This is a genomic window from Staphylococcus schweitzeri, from assembly GCF_002902405.1.
GTDB classification, from domain to species: domain Bacteria; phylum Bacillota; class Bacilli; order Staphylococcales; family Staphylococcaceae; genus Staphylococcus; species Staphylococcus schweitzeri.
The window spans coordinates 38,443-57,543 of sequence record NZ_PPQS01000003.1 but is presented as its reverse complement, the minus strand read 5'-3'; the positions used below and the strand labels follow the sequence as shown (position 1 = coordinate 57,543).

The following is a 19,101-nucleotide window of genomic DNA, read 5'->3' as shown; positions in this document are numbered from 1 at the left end:
ATGCAATATTTAGACACCTCGCATTCTTAATATAGGCTTAGTGTTGTACCAATATTTTGTTGCTGTGCTTGTTGATAAATAAAATAAGCACTAGCAATATCTTCAATGGCCATGCCCATTGGATTAAGTAATATGATTTCATCGTCATTTTCACGACCAGGAATTTCACCTGTAACAAGCTGTCCAAGTTCAGCATGTAGTGCTTCTTTGCTAAATTTCCCTTCTAATACGAGTTGATTAATTGTTTTCTTTTCACGATTACATTGTGACCAGTCATCCACCACGACTTTGTCAGCTTTAATAAATACTTCTTTATGCACATCCATAATAGAAATGTTGCTAATAAATGCACCTTTTTGTATCCAATCATATTCAATATATGGTTGATCTGTAACCGTGCATGTAATGACAACTTCACCATTTGACACAGCTTCTTTAGCTGTTTCAGCTGCAATAAATTTAATTTCTGGGCGCTGTTGTTGCCATCTATCAACAAAGCGTGCACATGCTTCAGGAAATTGATCATATACAAAGACGCGTTCAATATGATTAAATTGTTCTAACATACTTTGTAATTGCTTGTCTCCGATTAATCCACAACCAATAATTGTTAGATCTTTAAATCCATTTTTAGCTAAATGTTTAGCTGCAATCACCGAAACTGCTGCAGTACGCATACTACTAATTAAACTCGCTTCCATAACTGCAATTGGATAATTCGTTTCTGGATCATTCAAAATAATGACACCACTTGCACGCTCCATATTTCGTTTCGATGGATTATCGTGCTTACTACCTATCCACTTAATACCTGAAATTGCGTGTTCACCACCGATATGACTTGGCATTGCAATAATTCTATCTGCTATATGTCCATTTTCAGGATCCTGTCTTAAATATGGTTTAAGCGGTTGTACAAAATCATTATGTGCGTGCGCAGTTAATGCTTCTGTCAACGCGTTCACATAAACTTGTGAATGATTACCTCCCGCTTGTTCAATATCTGATCTATTTAAATACAACATCTCTCTATTCATTCTGATTTAACTCCTTGTCTTGATTTCATTTTTTCTAACCATGTATCTGAATACACTAAATCTAAGTAACGATCGCCTCGATCTGGTAAAATCGTGACAATTGTTGCACCTTCTTCAATTGACGTGATCAACTGCTCAATTGCTGCAATAATTGAACCTGTTGAACCGCCGGCAAATATGCCTTCATAAGCAATTAATTTACGGCAACCTAGTGCAGATTGATAATCATCTACATGAATGACTTGATTAATCTCTGATCTATTCAAAATTTCTGGTACGCGACTTGCACCAATACCAGGTAACTCTCGGTTAATAGGTTTGTCACCAAAAATGACTGACCCTTTAGCATCCACAGCAACAATCTGTGCATTTGGATGTACTTCTTTAATTTTTCTACTCATACCCATAATGCTACCTGTCGTGCTTACTGGCGCGACAAAATAGTCTATAGGCTGGTTAATTGTTTCTACTATTTCAGTTCCAGCACCATGATAATGAGCTTGCCAATTCAACTCATTTGCATATTGATTAATCCAATATGCATCTTTAATAGAAGTTAATAGTTCTTGAACCTTAGCAATACGAGTCATTAAATAACCACCATGCTCATCAGGTTCTTCAACCATTTCTACATTGGCTCCGTAACTTTTAATAATTTTCAAATTTGTTGGCGATATTTTAGGATCAACAACACAAGTGAGTTTTAATCCTTTAATTTTAGCTATCATCGCTAAAGCAATACCTAAATTTCCAGAGGTACTTTCAATTAAATGCGTATTCTCAGTTATACGACCAGATTCAATACCATGTTCAATAATGTACTTGGCTGGTCGATCTTTCATACTGCCTCCTGGATTCATATACTCTAACTTTGCAAACACTTGGTGTTTTGGAAATAGTTGATGAAGTTGAACCATGGGTGTCTGCCCTACAGAATCTAATAATGAATCGTGACATGCTTGACTTCGTTCAATCAAAAGCGCTTCCTCCTCAAATTTAAAATTCTATAATATTGTGTGTCACCTAAATGATAATGATTATCACTATCAAGTAATTAGGATTATATTTTTTATGCATTTATATGTCAAATAATTATAAGTTGCATGTAAATCATAAATATTTTATTGACTTAAGAAATGATTTAATTCATACTTATTTGTGATAATGATTCTCATTGTCATACATCACGAAGGAGGCTAATTAATCAATGAATAAAGTAATTAAAATGCTTGTTGTTACACTTGCTTTCCTACTTGTTTTAGCAGGATGTAGTGGGAATTCAAATAAGCAATCATCTGATAGCAAAGATAAGGAAACGACTTCTATCAAACATGCAATGGGGACAACTGAAATTAAAGGGAAACCAAAACGTGTTGTCACTTTATATCAAGGTGCCACTGATGTTGCTGTATCTTTAGGTGTTAAACCTGTAGGTGCTGTGGAATCATGGACACAAAAACCAAAATTTGATTACATAAAAAATGATTTAAAAGATACTAAGATTGTAGGTCAAGAACCTGCACCGAACTTAGAAGAAATTTCTAAATTAAAACCTGATTTAATTGTCGCGTCAAAAGTTAGAAACGAAAAAGTTTACGATCAATTATCTAAAATTGCACCAACTGTTTCTACTGACACAGTATTCAAGTTTAAAGATACGACAAAATTAATGGGGAAAGCTTTAGGGAAAGAAAAAGAAGCTGATGATTTACTAAAAAATTATGATGATAAAGTAGCTGCATTCCAAAAAGATGCAAAAGCAAAATATAAAGATGCATGGCCATTGAAAGCTTCAGTTGTTAACTTCCGTGCTGATCATACAAGAATCTATGCTGGTGGATATGCTGGTGAAATCTTAAATGATTTAGGTTTTAAGCGTAATAAAGATTTACAAAAACAAGTTGATAATGGTAAAGATATTATTCAATTAACATCTAAAGAAAGTATTCCATTGATGAACGCTGATCATATTTTTGTTGTAAAATCTGATCCAAACGCGAAAGATGCTGCATTAGTTAAAAAGACTGAAAGCGAATGGACTTCAAGTAAGGAATGGAAAAATTTAGATGCAGTTAAAAATAACCAAGTATCTGATGATTTAGACGAAATTACTTGGAACTTAGCTGGTGGATATAAATCATCATTAAAACTTATTGACGATTTATACGAAAAGTTAAATATTGAAAAACAATCAAAATAATTAAGGAGTTTTACGATGCTACTTAAACCGAAATATCAAATCGTTATTGCTGGTTTATGTCTTGCAATAGTAGCTATCTTAAGTTTAATGATTGGGAATACGCTTGTGTCACCTATTACGGTGATACAGGCGTTATTCAACTTTGATAGTGAAAGCGATTTACATAATGTTGTCACTGGTGCACGTGCATCGAGAACCATCATCGCCTTATTGACTGGTGCTGCACTTGCCGTATCAGGTTTGTTGATGCAAGCACTCACACGAAATCCAATAGCATCTCCAGGTCTTTTTGGAGTCAATGCAGGTGCTGTATTTTTTGTCATTTTTAGTATTACATTTATTCAAGTTCAGTCATTTAAAATGATTGTAGTTATTGCATTTTTAGGCGCCATTGTTGTTACTGTATTAGTTGTCGCACTTGGTATGTTTAGACAAACACTATTCTCACCTCATCGTGTCATCTTAGCAGGTGCAGCAATTGCGATGCTATTTACAGCCTTTACTCAAGGTATACTCATTATGAACGAAACTGACTTACAAGGACTACTTTTCTGGCTAAGTGGCTCTGTTTCATTGCGCAATATATGGGATATTCAATGGATTATTCCACTTATAATGATACTTATTTTAATTGCATTTAGCATGGCCGCACACATCAATATCTTGATGACAAGTGACGACATTGCAACCGGACTCGGTCAAAACATAAAAGTAATCAAATGGATGATTATTATGCTCATTAGTATGTTAGCCGGTATTTCGGTAGCTGTGGCTGGGTCAATCGTCTTTGTTGGTCTTATCGTACCGAATATTAGCAAACGCTTATTGCCACCAAACTATAAGTATTTAATTCCTTTTACTGCATTAGCTGGTGCAATCCTAATGATCATTTCAGACATTGTTGCTCGTATAATAATTAAGCCACTAGAGTTGCCTATCGGTGTCGTTACCGCTGTCATTGGCGCTATTGTCTTAATCTATATTATGAAGAAAGGACGTCAACGCTTATGACCGAAAAGATTAATAAAAAGGACAACTACCATCTCATCTTCGCGTTAATCTTTTTAGCTCTCATATCTGTAGTAAGTATGATGGTTGGTTCAAGCTTTATACCATTACAACGCGTATTGATGTACTTTATAAATCCAAATGACAGTATAGATCAATTCACTTTAGAAGTATTACGCTTACCTCGCATTACACTTGCGATATTAGCTGGTGCCGCACTAGGGATGAGTGGTTTAATGTTACAAAATGTATTGAAAAATCCAATTGCTTCACCTGATATTATCGGAATAACAGGTGGTGCTAGCTTAAGTGCTGTTGTATTTATTGCATTTTTTAGCCATTTAACGATACATTTACTTCCACTATTTGCAGTATTAGGTGGCGTAGTCGCAATGGTGATACTATTAGCGTTTCAAACGAAAGGTCAAATACGTCCGACAACACTCATAATCATCGGTATTTCGATGCAAACGTTGTTTATTGCGCTTGTCCAAGGATTACTTATTACAACGAAGCAATTATCTGCTGCTAAAGCTTATACATGGCTAGTTGGTAGTCTTTATGGTGCAACATTTAAAGATACTTTTATTTTAGGTATTGTTATTATAGCTATTATTCCATTACTATTTCTTGTCATTCCTAAAATGAAAATATCTATACTTGATGATCCTGTAGCAATTGGATTAGGTTTAAATGTGCAACGCATGAAACTAATTCAATTAATTAGCTCTACAATACTTGTGTCTATCGCAATAAGTTTAGTAGGTAATATTGGTTTTGTAGGCTTAATTGCTCCACACATTGCCAAAACAATCGTTAGAGGAAGTTACGCTAAAAAGTTACTGATGTCAGCAATGATTGGTGCTATTTCAATTGTTATTGCCGACTTAATTGGACGCACCTTATTCTTACCTAAAGAAGTGCCAGCCGGTATATTTATCGCTGCATTCGGTGCACCATTCTTCATTTACTTATTATTAACTGTGAAAAAGTTATAAAGTTATCTATCAAAACAAAATGACCTCACAACATTGTTAGCTTATAAAAGCTGATATATAGTTGCGAGGTTTTTTTATACGTATAGTTGTTGTTATTGTTAACAAGTATCGACTTTCTTGATTACATATTAATACTTTATATACAAATAACACCATTACATATTCTATAATAACAATCAATATTCTTCTATTTTTCAAATATCGATAGCTATTTCTTATTTAAATATAGTGTTTGATAATGTCATTTATTCAAAAACACAAATTTTAATAAAAATATCATATTATTTTTAATTGTAAATTATGGATTATTTTTCTTATTATATTGTGTTATATTAAAATAAAGTGCATATACAAGGAGAAAAACAATGAAATATAATAAACAAGACAAAATTAGAGATTTTATAATCATTGAAGCATACATGTTTCGTTTTAAGAAAAAGGTAAAGCCTGAAGTCGATATGACTATAAAAGAATTTATATTACTGACTTATTTATTTCATCAACAAGAAAAGACACTACCATTTAAAAAAATTGTCTCAGATTTATGTTATAAACAATCTGATTTAGTGCAGCATATAAAAGTACTTGTGAAACATTCATATATTAGTAAAGTTCGAAGTAAAATTGATGAGCGTAATACTTACATTTCAATATCTGAAGAACAACGAGAGAAAATTGCAGAACGTGTTAAATTGTTTGATCAAATCATTAAACAATTTAACCTTGCAGATCAAAGTGAATCACAGATGATACCAAAAGATAGTAAAGAATTTCTAAACTTGATGATGTATACAATGTATTTCAAGAATATTATCAAAAAACATCTAACATTAAGTTTTGTAGAATTCACAATTCTAGCTATTATCACTTCTCAAAATAAAAACATCGTTCTTCTTAAAGATTTAATTGAAACAATCCACCATAAATATCCTCAAACTGTTAGAGCTCTCAATAATTTAAAAAAGCAAGGTTATCTAATAAAAGAACGCTCAACTGAAGATGAAAGAAAAATTTTAATTCATATGGATGACGCGCAGCAAGACCATGCTGAACAATTATTAGCTCAAGTGAATCAATTATTAGCAGATAAAGATCATTTACATCTTGTTTTTGAATAATACCTCTATTACGCAAGTGTGCTGTATTCTAAAGTGCACTTGTGTTTTCTATTTTTTAATAAAACCTCAGCACATTATGAACAACTTTCTATTTTCTATATCTCTTAAAACCATTTCCGAAATTAAACTTCAGCACATTCAAAGCCCCACTTTATTCTTAAAAATATTTTTAACTCATATGTATTAAACCGCTTTCATTATAAAAAATATCTCTATATTTTATCTGTTTTTATTAATCGAAATAGCGTGATTTTGCGGTTTTAAGCCTTTTACTTCCTGAATAAATATTTGCACAAAGTATTTATTTTATAAGTTGTAAAACTTACATTAAAATTTAATTATAAATATATATTTTAGTATTGCAATACATAAATCGTTATATTATGATGGCCTTATAAATACATACAGGGGGTATTAATTTGAAAAAGAAAAATATTTATTCAATTCGTAAACTAGGTGTAGGTATTGCATCTGTAACTTTAGGTACATTACTTATATCTGGTGGCGTAACACCTGCTGCAAATGCTGCGCAACACGATGAAGCTCAACAAAATGCTTTTTATCAAGTCTTAAATATGCCTAACTTAAATGCTGATCAACGCAATGGTTTTATCCAAAGCCTTAAAGATGATCCAAGCCAAAGTGCTAACGTTTTAGGTGAAGCTAAAAAACTTAATGACTCTCAAGCTCCAAAAGCTGAAGCGCAACAAAATAACTTCAACAAAGATCAACAAAGCGCCTTCTATGAAATCTTGAACATGCCTAACTTAAACGAAGCGCAACGTAACGGCTTCATTCAAAGTCTTAAAGACGACCCAAGCCAAAGTACTAACGTTTTAGGTGAAGCTAAAAAATTAAACGAATCTCAAGCACCGAAAGCTGACAACAATTTCAACAAAGATCAACAAAATGCTTTCTATGAAATCTTGAACATGCCTAACTTAAACGAAGAACAACGCAATGGTTTCATCCAAAGCTTAAAAGATGACCCAAGTCAAAGTGCTAACCTTTTAGCAGAAGCTAAAAAGTTAAATGAATCTCAAGCACCGAAAGCTGATAACAAATTCAACAAAGAACAACAAAATGCTTTCTATGAAATCTTACATTTACCTAACTTAAACGAAGAACAACGCAATGGTTTCATCCAAAGCTTAAAAGATGACCCAAGCCAAAGCGCTAACCTTTTAGCAGAAGCTAAAAAGCTAAATGATGCTCAAGCACCAAAAGCTGACAACAAATTCAACAAAGAACAACAAAATGCTTTCTATGAAATTTTACATTTACCTAACTTAAATGAAGAACAACGTAACGGCTTCATTCAAAGCCTTAAAGACGATCCTTCAGTGAGCAAAGAAATTTTAGCAGAAGCTAAAAAGTTAAACGATGCTCAAGCACCAAAAGATGAAGACAACAAGCCTGGTAAAGAAGACGGCAACAAGCCTGGCAAAGAAGACAACAACAAGCCTGGTAAAGAAGATAACAACAAACCTGGTAAAGAAGACGGCAACAAGCCTGGTAAAGAAGACGGCAACAAGCCTGGCAAAGAAGACGGCAACAAGCCTGGCAAAGAAGACAACAACAAGCCTGGTAAAGAAGACAACAACAAGCCTGGTAAAGAAGACAACAACAAACCTGGTAAAGAAGATGATAACGGGGTACATGTCGTTAAACCTGGTGACACAGTAAATGACATTGCAAAAGCAAATGGCACTACTGCTGACAAAATTGCTGCAGACAACAAATTAGCTGACAAAAACATTATCAAACCTGGTCAAGAACTTGTTGTTGATAAGAAGCAACCAGCAAACCATGCAGATGCCAACAAAGCTAAAGCATTACCAGAAACTGGTGAAGAAAATCCATTCATCGGTACAACTGTATTTGGTGGATTATCATTAGCGTTAGGTGCAGCATTATTGGCTGGCCGTCGTCGCGAACTATAAAAAATAAACAACTATAGATATCATTTTATCCAAACCAATTTTAATTTATATACGTTGATTAAAACATTCTTATTTCTACAGATGATAACTATATCAATGCACTAGCAACATCTTTTGTTGCTTAGTGCATTTTTTATTGACCTCATATTTCTGACTGCCATCGAAGAAACAAATAGAGATATCTATAGACATAACAAGTGTTTCCAAACGTAAAAAACCGAACTAGTGAAATACATATAGTATCTCGCACTAGCTCGATTCTTCATTTATTATTTAAATTCAGTCAAAAACTACAACATATATTTAGAATATTAACGTTAGTATAAATGTCCAAACACAGATAAAGGCAACAAATATAATACTGTATTTTAACGTCATTTTTAATAATGCGGACTCTTCACCAACTTTTTTAACAGCTGCAGTCGCAATGGCAATTGATTGTGGTGAAATAAGTTTCGCTGCTACACCACCTGCAGTGTTGGCTGCCACAAGTAATGAACCACTTGTTGAAATTTGTTGTGCCACTGTTGCTTGAATAGGTGCGAATAAAGTATTGTTATTTACAACTGAACCAGTCATAAACACACCAATCCACCCTAATACTGGTGAGAATAATGGGAAAATCGCCCCTGCTTTCGCAATACCTTGTCCAATTGCTACAGTTAAACCACCATATGTCATCACTTTAGCAATTGCTAAGATAGCCGAAATTGTAAGGATTGGTAACCACAATTCTTTAAATGCTTCGACCAATAAAGCACCTGCACTTTTCCATTTTAACTTCGTAATTAAAATTGTAATAATCACCGTTAGTAAAATCGCTGTCCCAGTTGCGCCAATTAAATCGAGACGCAACGCAATACCTTTTGGCGATAAATCACTCACAGTATTTGGAATTGGCAATTTTATTACTAAACTTTCAAGTGCACCTCCAGGTTGGAATAATTTTTTGAAGAATGGTGCACTCCATACTAATACAAAAGCAGTTAAAATGACGAACGGACTCCAAGCAAAGACAATTTCTTTAGGCGTTCGTTTTTGAATTTTATGTTCAGACGCTTCCAATCTGAAAATATTTTTTGGTTTAAATTTACGACAAACAAATGCTAACACTACCATTGTTGCTAGTGATGGAATAATGTCTGCTAGTTCTGGACCATGGAATATTGTTAATAATAATTGTAATCCAGTATATGTACCACTCACTGTTAAGATGACAGGTAAAATTTCTTTAATACCTTTCATGCCGTCTACAACGAATACTAAAACAAAAGGAATAATAAAGTTTAAAATTGGAAGTGTTAATGCTGAGTATCTCGCAACATCTAATGTTGTAACGCCTCCACTTAAGTTGAATGTATCAATAATACTAACTGGTAAACCAATCGCACCAAAAGCACCCGCCGCACCATTAGCAATTAAACATAACATCGCAGCTTTTAATGGTTCAAAGCCAAGTTGAATTAATAGCACTGCACAAATTGCGATCGGCACACCGAATCCAGCTGCACCTTCTAAAAATGCGTTGAAACAAAATCCAATTAATAATAGTTGGATACGTTGGTCCTCTGAAATACTTGCAATACTATCTTGAATAATAGAAAACTGCCCTGTTTTAATAGAAACTTTATACAACCAAACTGCCATTAAAACGATATATCCTATTGGGAAAATACCGGCAACAACGCCTTCTGTAATTGCACCTGCTGATACACGTGCTGGTAATTCAAATACAAATAAAGCTACAATCAATGTAACAACCAAAGTTGTCAATGCTGCATAAATGCCTTTCATTTTAAAAACGGTTAAGCATAATAAAAATAAAATAATAGGTACTGCTGCAACTAAAGCTGATAATCCAACATTATCGAATGGATTTACAGTAAGTAGTGTCATAATGACTCCCTCTCTTTATATAAAATATTTATCATCCTAGTTAATCTACAACCTATTTCAACTTATATTTTGCGATGATCACATATTTAAAATGTAACACTCCTATATGTGACAGGCAATCGAATTTTTACAAAAAGTTCACAAAATATACACAATATTTAACTATAATAAATAATATATCATTTTAATTATAAATACTAGATATTATTTATAATAATCTCAGGAATCCGCTTCAAAACTGCATTATGACAGTTTAAATTTTTATTGAGAATCTCTCATTTTATGAATTGTAGGAAGTAAACAAAATATGACAAGTGTCAAACCAATGATAATGATAAATACCATATTAAACCATAATAAATTTAATTGATGATGATGTTGTATTTGCCAAATTTCTAATACTGTGAAGATAGAAATATAGCTCATAATCTCTAAATTTAACGTACTTAAAAATAATTTAATCGCTCGAATTTCACGTGATGTGTGATTATAATGTGACCATTTGGCAAATCGTTCATAGTATCTACCTGCGACGAAAAATATAAACCATATCATTATAAACGCGCCATTAATTAATAGTAGTACCCATTTATCAGCAAAGTTATCTGCGTCTCCTGCTAAATTATAGTGAATAGGTACTTTGGTTGGTAATTTTGAATAATTCACTACTGTATAACACATCATAGCTAAGTAAATAAGTAAACTTAATACTGTGAAAAACTTAATTTTAGACATTCTATCGCCTCTTTCTTTACATTTTATGTATAGCTTTCTGCCTGTTTTGCTTTTTAATTACATTACCCCAAACGATTAAACAATATGTAGGTTTAGTAAATGATACTTTAGTTGCGTCATGAGTATCCGCTTTTTAAATGTGCATAGATTATATTTAGCTATGTAGCATGCCAAATAATGATTCGAATTATTCCAAGTCCCGCACCTCAAAAACCAAAAACATTCGAGTGACAAAATTTTAAAAATCAAAAATATAAAAATGATCTAATTTCGTCATATTTACCAATATAAATACTAATATTTGCAATTCACAAAGGGGTATAGTCTGAGTGTATTCTAATACGAAAGGACTTGGTGAATATGTATTACAGTTATGGAAATTATGAAGCATTTGCGCGCCCTAAAAAACCTGAAAATGTAGAAAACAAATCTGCTTACTTAATCGGGTCTGGGTTAGCTTCACTTGCGGCAGCTTGTTTCTTAATTAGGGATGGTCAAATGGAAGGTTCGAAGATTCATATTTTAGAAGAGTTACCTAAAGCAGGTGGTAGTCTTGATGGAGAAAATATTCCTTTAAAAGGCTATGTTGTCCGCGGTGGTCGTGAAATGGAGAACCACTTTGAGTGTTTGTGGGACTTATTCAGATCTATCCCTTCATTAGAAATCGATAACGCGTCTGTATTAGATGAGTTCTATTGGCTAAACAAAGAGGACCCTAACTATTCTCGCTGTCGCGTTATTGAAAAACAGGGTCAACGTTTAGTTACCGATGGAGACTTCACTTTGACCAAAAAAGCAATTAAAGAAATTTTAGATTTATGCTTAACGAATGAAGAAGATTTAGATGATGTCAAAATCACGGATGTATTTTCCGACGACTTCTTTAATTCAAACTTTTGGATTTACTGGAAAACGATGTTTGCATTTGAACCGTGGCATTCTGCAATGGAAATGCGTCGCTATCTAATGCGATTCGTTCATCATATTGGTGGTCTCGCAGACTTTTCAGCTTTAAAATTCACTAAATATAATCAATATGAATCTTTAGTATTACCTATGGTTGAATATTTAAAATCGCATGGGGTTCAATTTGAATACGATGTAAAAGTAGAAGATATTAAAGTAGATGTTACGACAAGTCAAAAAATTGCCCGAGAAATATTAGTTCACCGTAATGGTAAAGCAGAATCAATTAAACTTACTGTAAATGATCTTGTCTTCGTGACAAACGGTAGTATTACCGAAAGTACTACGTATGGTGATAATAATACACCAGCACCACCAACTGACGAATTAGGTGGTAGTTGGACACTATGGAAAAATTTAGCACGACAAAGTCCTGAATTTGGTAATCCTGATAAGTTTTGCCAAAATATTCCTCAAAAAAGTTGGTTTGTTTCAGCAACATCGACAACAAACAATAAAGATATTATCGATACAATAGAAAGCATTTGTAAGCGTGATCCACTTGCAGGCAAAACGGTTACTGGTGGCATTATTACAATCAATGATTCTACATGGCAAATCAGTTTTACAATCAATCGTCAGCAACAGTTTAAAGACCAACCTAAAGACGAAATATCAACTTGGATTTATGCCTTATATTCAGATGTAAATGGTGATTTTATTAAAAAGCCAATTACAGAATGTAGTGGTAATGAAATATGCCAAGAATGGCTGTATCACTTAGGTGTACCAACTGACAAAATTGAAGACTTAGCAAAACATGCATCTAATACGATTCCTGTTTATATGCCATATATTACCTCTTATTTCATGACGCGTGCTATCGGCGACAGACCTTTAGTCGTCCCGCATCAATCACAAAATCTAGCATTTATTGGTAACTTTGCAGAAACAGAGCGAGATACTGTATTTACAACAGAATATTCGGTTCGTACTGCCATGGAAGCTGTTTATCAATTACTAAATATAGATCGTGGTGTTCCAGAGGTCATCAATAGTACATTTGATCTTCGCGTCTTAATGGATGCCGTATACGAACTGAATGACCATCAAGATTTGCGCGAGATTACTAAAGATTCGAAAATGCAAAAACTCGCATTAGCAGGATTCCTTAAAAAGGTAAAAGGTACGTATATTGAGACATTATTAAAAGAACACAAATTGTTATAACGAGGCACATTAAAAAAGTCTATATGATGATTTCGAATCATGCAGTGGGACAGAAATGATATTTAAAAAAATTTATTTCGTTGTCTCACTCGCATGATTTTTTATTGATAAAACATGATTGCATGATTTATTGCATCATTTTATTAAACAAGTGATTACAAACCTGCCATTTCACACTGAAAATTTACATAATAAGTGGCGATATTTTACAAGTCATATACAAATAACATATATTGTTAAATAATTTTACCTAATCTTAACATTAAATTTACAATTATAAGCGATAATCTAAATATAAAGCTTATTTGAGGTGAAATAATGGAAATGTCGGTTACAGAAGTCATTTTCTCCTTTTTAGGTGGTTTAGGTATTTTCCTATACGGCTTAAAAATCATGGGAGACGGACTTCAAGCATCAGCAGGAGACAGGCTACGAGATATTTTAAACAAATTTACATCAAATCCAGTATTAGGTGTTATTGCTGGTATAGTTGTTACTATTTTAATACAAAGTAGTTCAGGTACGACAGTTATTACAATTGGACTGGTAACAGCTGGATTTATGACATTGAAACAAGCCATTGGAGTAATAATGGGCGCCAATATCGGAACAACGGTAACTGCATTTATTATCGGTATAGATTTAGGCGAATATGCAATGCCAATTTTAGCATTAGGTGCATTTTTAATCTTTTTCTTTAAACGCTCTAAAATCAATAACATTGGCCGCATACTATTCGGTTTCGGTTCCCTATTCTTCGGTCTAGAATTTATGGGCGATGCCGTTAAACCATTAGCATCATTAGATGGATTTAAGCAATTAATGCTTGATATGTCATCAAATCCAATACTTGCTGTCATTGTCGGCGCAGGGCTAACAGCACTAGTTCAAAGTTCAAGTGCGACGATTGGTATTTTACAAGAATTTTATCAACAAGATTTAATTAGCTTAAACGCAGCAATTCCTGTTTTACTAGGCGATAACATTGGTACAACGATTACAGCTATCTTAGCTAGTTTAGCCGGATCAATCGCTGCAAAACGTGCGGCACTTGTACACGTCATCTTTAACTTAATCGGAGTAATTATCTTTACCATTTTCTTGCCAGTTGTGATTCATTTGATTAGTTTGTTACAAGATGTATGGCACTTAAAACCAGCGATGACGATTGCAGTATCACATGGTATCTTCAACATAACAAATACTTTGATTCAATTACCATTTGTAGCAGGGTTAGCATGGATAGTTACAAAGCTTGTCCCAGGTAAAGATATTGCTGATGATTATAAACCTCAGCACTTAAACAAAGATCTTGTTTATCACGCACCTGGCGTTGCATTACAAGAGACTCAAAAAGAATTACAAAATGTTGGTCAGATTGTCCTATCAATGTTTGAAGACATTCGCGAAATTACAAAAGACGATAAAAAATTGATTAAGAAGCTTGAACAAAAGCATCAAGCAGTTGAAACAATCAATGATAGTATTCGTAATTATTTAGTTAGAATTTCTACAAAAGCCATTACGAAGGCAGACGTTGAGCGTTTAGCAGTTATGTTCGATGTCAACCGCTCTATTTTAAAAGTAGCAGAGCTAACAGAAGAGTATGTCGCGCAATTAAAGCGACAACATGATGAAGATATTCGAATTACAGAGGATGCACAACGCGGTATGGATAAATTATTCAACCATGTTGCTGAATCATTTGATAAAGCCATCGATATGTTAGATGTTTATGACAAAACGAAAAAAGATGAAATTGTAGAACGTAGTAAAGAATCATTTAATATTGAACATAAATTACGTAAAGGTCATATTAAACGCCTTAATCGTGGTGAATGTACAACAAAAGGTGGATTATTATATATCGATATGATTGGTGTACTTGAACGTATCGGTTATCATTCACGAAATGTTTCTGAAGCACTTGTTGGTCTTAACAATGATGTTCCAACAGATGAAGAAATTGCAACAACTGAAATTTAATTTTTACTGTCTTATTTATAGTTATATTTTTATAAAGTTAGAGATTCAGATGCATATAAAAGGCCAATCCAAAGATATTGGATTGGCCTTTTCCATTAAACAAATGCTGTTATATTCAAATAGGTATAGCACTGATATAACAGTATTTCGTTAGTATGCGGTTAGCATGACGGACACTGTTCTCGGAGCCTGACCCCTATGAATTTAAAATACAATTATTATAGCTCTCATTGAAACATATTTCCTTAATCTTCATATCCATAATTAGTTCTTTTAATTAGATTTAGAACTAAAGTTAACGTTTAATTTAAACATATCTTAAACACTATCATTCTAAGACTTATCGCTTAGTCTAACGTAATTAACACATAATTCGATATTGTATTATTTTCACATAAGCCCTTTCAACATACCATACCAATACATTCTCGGAAGGATTTCCTTTTTAAATAGATACATACTTCTACGTTCTTTAGCTTGATTAAAGGGCATTGATTCTCTTGGTTTTTTATTATAATCAAATTCAGCTAACATCATTGTGTTATAGCTTGTCACAATAGGACACGATGTATAACCATCGTAATGATGGGTTAACATGTCATCATTCATGGCTTGTAATAAATTGTTAACTACAACTGGTGCTTGCTTTCTAATAGCAGCTCCCGTTTTGGAAGTAGGTGCATTACAAGCATCTCCTAATGAAAATATATTGTCATATTTTTGGTGTTGCATTGTAGTATGATTAACATCTACCCATCCCAAACTATCTGACAACGAACTGTTTTTAATCACATTTAAAGGCCCCATTGGAGGCGTCACATGTAACATCGTATAATCTAATGTTTTTGTTTCGCCTGATTGTAGATTTTCAAAGGTTGCTTGTTTATTTTCACCATCAATTTCAATTAGATGATGTTGATAATCAACTTTAATATTTCTTTCTTCAATAATTTGTTCCAATGGTTTTCTATATTTATCAACATCAAATATAGCCGGTTTTGCTGTTTCAAATATAACATTCGTCTTAGTACGGACATGATTCTTTCTAAAATAATCTTCAGCTAAGTACATTATTTTCATTGGTGCGCCACCACATTTAATCGGTGTGTCCGGATTAGTAAAAATAGCATTTCCACCTTTGAAGTTAGCAATTTGTTTCCATGTTTCATTCACGTATTTCGGGGAGTAATTAGAGCAAACACCGTTTTTACCTATATTTTCTTTTAACCCTTTAACATCAGACCAGTTAATTTGTAATCCTGGACAAATAACTAAATAATCATACTTAAGCTTTTCTTTATTAGCTAATTGTATATGATTACTCTCCGGAAAGAACTGTTGTACAGGTTGTTGGAGCCACGATGCGTATCGTGGAATGACATCTTTCATTTTTTTTCGTGTAGAGTCAAGCTTCGATACACCCGCACCTACTAATGTCCATAGAGGTTGATAATAATGATAATCAGCTGGATCAATGATTGCTATATCGCCTTTTAATTTATTATTTTTCCTTAAAAGTTGTGCTGCCACTGTGATACCAGCAGTACCTCCGCCTACAATTACAATTTTATAGTGTTGAGTCATCCTTAACACTTCCCTTTATTTTAGACTTGATGGAAAACCATTGTGTCCTTCACTAACATTAATAATATTTGAATAACCTTTACTTTCTAATATACCTATCGCTATTGAACTTCTTACACCAGATTGACAATGAACATAAATCGGATTCTCCTCTTTAAAAGGTATATTGGTTTCTAATAATTTACCATGCGGTATGTGCACAGCTTGATCTAAATGACCATTATTCCATTCGCTATCATTACGCACATCTAAAACATACAACTCATGACCAGTGATATCCTTACTGTGAATTGATTGTGTTTGAACTTCTGATTTCGGTAATAAATATCCAGAGACACTATCAAATCCGATTAATTGCAGTGTATGAGTCGCTTGTTCAACTGTAGTTTTGTCCCCTATTAAATTAATTTCTTCATTATAATCTAAATACCAACCTATTTGATTGATGAAACTTTTATTATAAGGAACATTAATTGTTCCTCTTATATGTCCACCATGGTAGGCTTCTTTACTGCGAAGGTCAAAAGTGAGTTTTTGTGTATTCGCAGTTGGATACACTTGATAAGGTTGATATAATTCCATACCAAATTGATTGATCTTTTTCATTTGTGCAAAATGATGTGGCGGTGCAGGTTGATTAGAAGTTAGTTTTTTTACAAATGCTAATTCATCTGTTTCATTAAAGGCCCAATTATTTTCCCTTTCATAGCCTAATGTAGAAGTTGGAACAGCACCCAAAGATTTACCACAAGGACTTCCTGCACCATGTCCAGGCCAAATTTGAATAAAGTCTGGCAATTTCTCAATGCTTTTTATAGATTGGAACATTTCTTTTGCACCTACTTCTGTTGATCCATGAATTTGAACTGCTTTTTCTAATAGATCAGGTCTACCTATATCACCTACAAATATAAAATCACCACTAAAAAGGCCCATTGGTACATTTGAACCTCCGCCTTCATCTGTAAGCAAGTAACTAACACTTTCCGGAGTATGTCCAGGTGTATGCAACACTTTCAATTTAATATTGCCAATACTTATATCATCATTATGTCTAACAAAATATGTTGATTCAGGCATATTTTTATAACCTAACGTTACTTCTCCTTCTCCAGATACATAAATATTAGCGTTTAATTTTTTAGCTACATCTCTAATACCTGATGCATAATCTGCATGAATATGCGTTTCTGCAGCATGTGTAATAGTAAGTCCTTCTGCATCTGCTATCTTTATATATTTAGTTAAATCTCTCACAGGATCAATAATTATAGCTTCACCTGTTCGTTGACACCCAATTAAATAAGATGCCTGAGATAAATGATTATCATAAAATTGTTTGAAAAACATGGAAATCCTCCTTTAAATATTAATATTTTCTAAATGAATAAATTATGATTGGATTGTTCAGTATCTCCTATATAGGTGCCGACACCACCGTATTCAACTGAATCAATTAAATCTTCTTTTGTAATTCCCATAACATCCATACTCATGGTACAGGCTATTAATTTAATATTTTGATCAACAGCTTGTTCAATAAGTGAAGATAATGAATCAACATTTTTTTGCTTCATAACACGCTTCATCATTAAGCTACCTAATCCAAACATGTTCATTTTCGATATTGGCATGCGTGTTGGTGTACTAGGTAATATAAGATTAAACAATTTAGCTATACCTTTCTTTTTAACTTTGGCAGTTTTTGCATTTTTCAAAGCGTTTAAACCCCAAAATGTAAAGAAAATGGTTACATCTTTACCAGCCGCTCTGGCTCCGTTCGCAATAATTAACGCAGCCATCGCTTTATCAAGTTCACCACTAAACAAAACGATAGTTGTACCATTCATCGAGCGATTAACTTGTTTATCTTTAGGGTTTTCTTTTTGAATAATAGCTTGAATATAATCATTGTATTCATCTAATTTTACAAGCGTGTGTCCTGTTTGCTTTGCCCAGCTTTTGATATCACTAAGAAACCCAAAATCAGTGACAGTTACTTCTATTTGTTCACCCACATTAATGCGTTTAATTTCTTTACTGATATTCACGATTGGACCTGGACATTGTAGCTGACTATAGTTAAATATCTTTCGATTATCTTTTACACCAGTGTCTAATGATTGAGTCGAATCTATATTAAGTTCTCGAAAAGCTGTATAACCTCCATCTAAATTAACAACTTCATATCCATGTTGCGTCAAATATTCACTTGCTTGAACGCTTCTATTACCACTCTTGCAATATACATAATATGTTTTATTTTTTTGGTGATTAAATGTAGTTATATTCTCTACTGGATGTAAAATTGCATTGTTAATATGACCTAATTCATATTCTTCTAAATGCCTTACATCAATTAACTGTTCATTAGCAGCTAATTTTTCAAGTTGTTCTTTAGAAAATTCACTAATATGCTTTGTTTTATAATGTGTCATAAATACCTCCCAAAATACCTAT

14 protein-coding genes are annotated in these 19,101 nt (G+C 33.2%); 7 read left to right on the top strand and 7 right to left on the bottom strand.

The features are described from left to right. Positions 1–26 precede the first annotated feature (26 nt). Complete coding sequence (gene sbnB / locus CD116_RS00950) at positions 27–1,037, bottom strand: N-[(2S)-2-amino-2-carboxyethyl]-L-glutamate dehydrogenase SbnB (RefSeq protein WP_047424350.1); 1,011 nt, start codon at positions 1,035–1,037, stop codon at positions 27–29. Further along, entirely contained in the window at positions 1,034–2,014 is a 981-nt protein-coding gene (gene sbnA, locus CD116_RS00945) for a 2,3-diaminopropionate biosynthesis protein SbnA (protein ID WP_047548388.1), read from the bottom strand. The genes sbnB and sbnA overlap by 4 nt, the downstream gene beginning before the upstream one ends. A 230-nt stretch (positions 2,015–2,244) precedes the next feature. Between sbnA and sirA the strand changes: the two genes are divergently transcribed. The 5 genes from sirA to spa all read left to right on the top strand — a co-directional run bounded on the left by sirA (position 2,245) and on the right by spa (position 8,304). After that, entirely contained in the window at positions 2,245–3,237 is a 993-nt protein-coding gene (gene sirA / locus CD116_RS00940; RefSeq protein ID WP_047424353.1) for a staphyloferrin B ABC transporter substrate-binding protein SirA, read from the top strand. A 15-nt stretch (positions 3,238–3,252) separates the two neighbouring features. Continuing rightward, a complete protein-coding gene (sirB, locus tag CD116_RS00935; protein ID WP_047548385.1) occupies positions 3,253–4,248 on the top strand; it encodes a staphyloferrin B ABC transporter permease subunit SirB in 996 nt (331 codons plus the stop codon). Continuing rightward, positions 4,245–5,243 (top strand): staphyloferrin B ABC transporter permease subunit SirC, encoded by a 999-nt coding sequence (gene sirC / locus CD116_RS00930; RefSeq protein ID WP_047424358.1) that lies wholly within the window; start codon positions 4,245–4,247, stop codon positions 5,241–5,243. Before sirB ends, sirC begins: the two co-directional genes overlap by 4 nt. A 365-nt stretch (positions 5,244–5,608) precedes the next feature. After that, on the top strand, positions 5,609–6,361 hold the full coding sequence (gene sarS / locus CD116_RS00925; protein WP_047530425.1) for an HTH-type transcriptional regulator SarS: 753 nt from the start codon (positions 5,609–5,611) through the stop codon (positions 6,359–6,361). Between the two features lie 419 nt (positions 6,362–6,780). Beyond that, positions 6,781–8,304 (top strand): staphylococcal protein A, encoded by a 1,524-nt coding sequence (spa, locus tag CD116_RS00915; protein ID WP_103325149.1) that lies wholly within the window; start codon positions 6,781–6,783, stop codon positions 8,302–8,304. A gap of 303 nt (positions 8,305–8,607) precedes the next feature. Here the strand turns inward: spa and CD116_RS00910 are convergent, their stop codons facing one another. Both CD116_RS00910 and CD116_RS00905 read right to left on the bottom strand, forming a co-directional pair. Then, a complete protein-coding gene (locus CD116_RS00910; protein WP_047530420.1) occupies positions 8,608–10,200 on the bottom strand; it encodes an L-lactate permease in 1,593 nt (530 codons plus the stop codon). 261 nt (positions 10,201–10,461) lie between these two features. Next, complete coding sequence (locus CD116_RS00905; RefSeq protein WP_047548379.1) at positions 10,462–10,935, bottom strand: DUF1648 domain-containing protein; 474 nt, start codon at positions 10,933–10,935, stop codon at positions 10,462–10,464. Positions 10,936–11,295: 360 nt separating this feature from the next. On the opposite strand from CD116_RS00905, the gene CD116_RS00900 reads away from it, so the two are divergent. Both CD116_RS00900 and CD116_RS00895 read left to right on the top strand, forming a co-directional pair. Further along, positions 11,296–13,071: an oleate hydratase gene (locus CD116_RS00900; RefSeq protein ID WP_047548376.1), complete on the top strand. Its 1,776-nt coding sequence runs from the start codon at positions 11,296–11,298 to the stop codon at positions 13,069–13,071. Between the two features lie 324 nt (positions 13,072–13,395). After that, the gene (locus CD116_RS00895) at positions 13,396–15,057 is read left to right on the top strand and encodes a Na/Pi cotransporter family protein (protein WP_078101662.1); all 1,662 of its coding nucleotides are present in this window, start codon (positions 13,396–13,398) and stop codon (positions 15,055–15,057) included. Between the two features lie 390 nt (positions 15,058–15,447). Here the strand turns inward: CD116_RS00895 and CD116_RS00890 are convergent, their stop codons facing one another. Genes CD116_RS00890 through CD116_RS00880 form a run of 3 tightly spaced genes read right to left on the bottom strand, consistent with a single transcriptional unit; the run spans position 15,448 to position 19,079 of the window. Beyond that, positions 15,448–16,641, bottom strand: coding sequence for an NAD(P)/FAD-dependent oxidoreductase (locus CD116_RS00890; protein WP_047548373.1), 1,194 nt, complete (start codon positions 16,639–16,641; stop codon positions 15,448–15,450). Positions 16,642–16,656: 15 nt separating this feature from the next. After that, complete coding sequence (cstB, locus tag CD116_RS00885; protein ID WP_047530402.1) at positions 16,657–17,991, bottom strand: persulfide dioxygenase-sulfurtransferase CstB; 1,335 nt, start codon at positions 17,989–17,991, stop codon at positions 16,657–16,659. Positions 17,992–18,020: 29 nt separating this feature from the next. Beyond that, positions 18,021–19,079 carry a DsrE/DsrF/DrsH-like family protein gene (locus tag CD116_RS00880; protein WP_047530399.1) on the bottom strand — a complete coding sequence of 353 codons (1,059 nt, stop codon included), beginning with the start codon at positions 19,077–19,079 and terminating at the stop codon, positions 18,021–18,023. Positions 19,080–19,101 lie beyond the last annotated feature (22 nt).

Excerpts from the sequence above, each read along its gene's own strand:
- sbnB (WP_047424350.1), bottom strand. The coding sequence starts at position 1,037 with ATGAATAGAGAGATGTTGTATTTAAATAGATCAGATATTGAACAAGCG.
- sirA (WP_047424353.1), top strand. The coding sequence starts at position 2,245 with ATGAATAAAGTAATTAAAATGCTTGTTGTTACACTTGCTTTCCTACTT.
- sirB (WP_047548385.1), top strand. The coding sequence starts at position 3,253 with ATGCTACTTAAACCGAAATATCAAATCGTTATTGCTGGTTTATGTCTT.
- sirC (WP_047424358.1), top strand. The coding sequence starts at position 4,245 with ATGACCGAAAAGATTAATAAAAAGGACAACTACCATCTCATCTTCGCG.
- sarS (WP_047530425.1), top strand. The coding sequence starts at position 5,609 with ATGAAATATAATAAACAAGACAAAATTAGAGATTTTATAATCATTGAA.
- CD116_RS00910 (WP_047530420.1), bottom strand. The coding sequence starts at position 10,200 with ATGACACTACTTACTGTAAATCCATTCGATAATGTTGGATTATCAGCT.
- CD116_RS00905 (WP_047548379.1), bottom strand. The coding sequence starts at position 10,935 with ATGTCTAAAATTAAGTTTTTCACAGTATTAAGTTTACTTATTTACTTA.
- CD116_RS00900 (WP_047548376.1), top strand. The coding sequence starts at position 11,296 with ATGTATTACAGTTATGGAAATTATGAAGCATTTGCGCGCCCTAAAAAA.
- CD116_RS00895 (WP_078101662.1), top strand. The coding sequence starts at position 13,396 with ATGTCGGTTACAGAAGTCATTTTCTCCTTTTTAGGTGGTTTAGGTATT.
- CD116_RS00890 (WP_047548373.1), bottom strand. The coding sequence starts at position 16,641 with ATGACTCAACACTATAAAATTGTAATTGTAGGCGGAGGTACTGCTGGT.
- cstB (WP_047530402.1), bottom strand. The coding sequence starts at position 17,991 with ATGTTTTTCAAACAATTTTATGATAATCATTTATCTCAGGCATCTTAT.
- CD116_RS00880 (WP_047530399.1), bottom strand. The coding sequence starts at position 19,079 with ATGACACATTATAAAACAAAGCATATTAGTGAATTTTCTAAAGAACAA.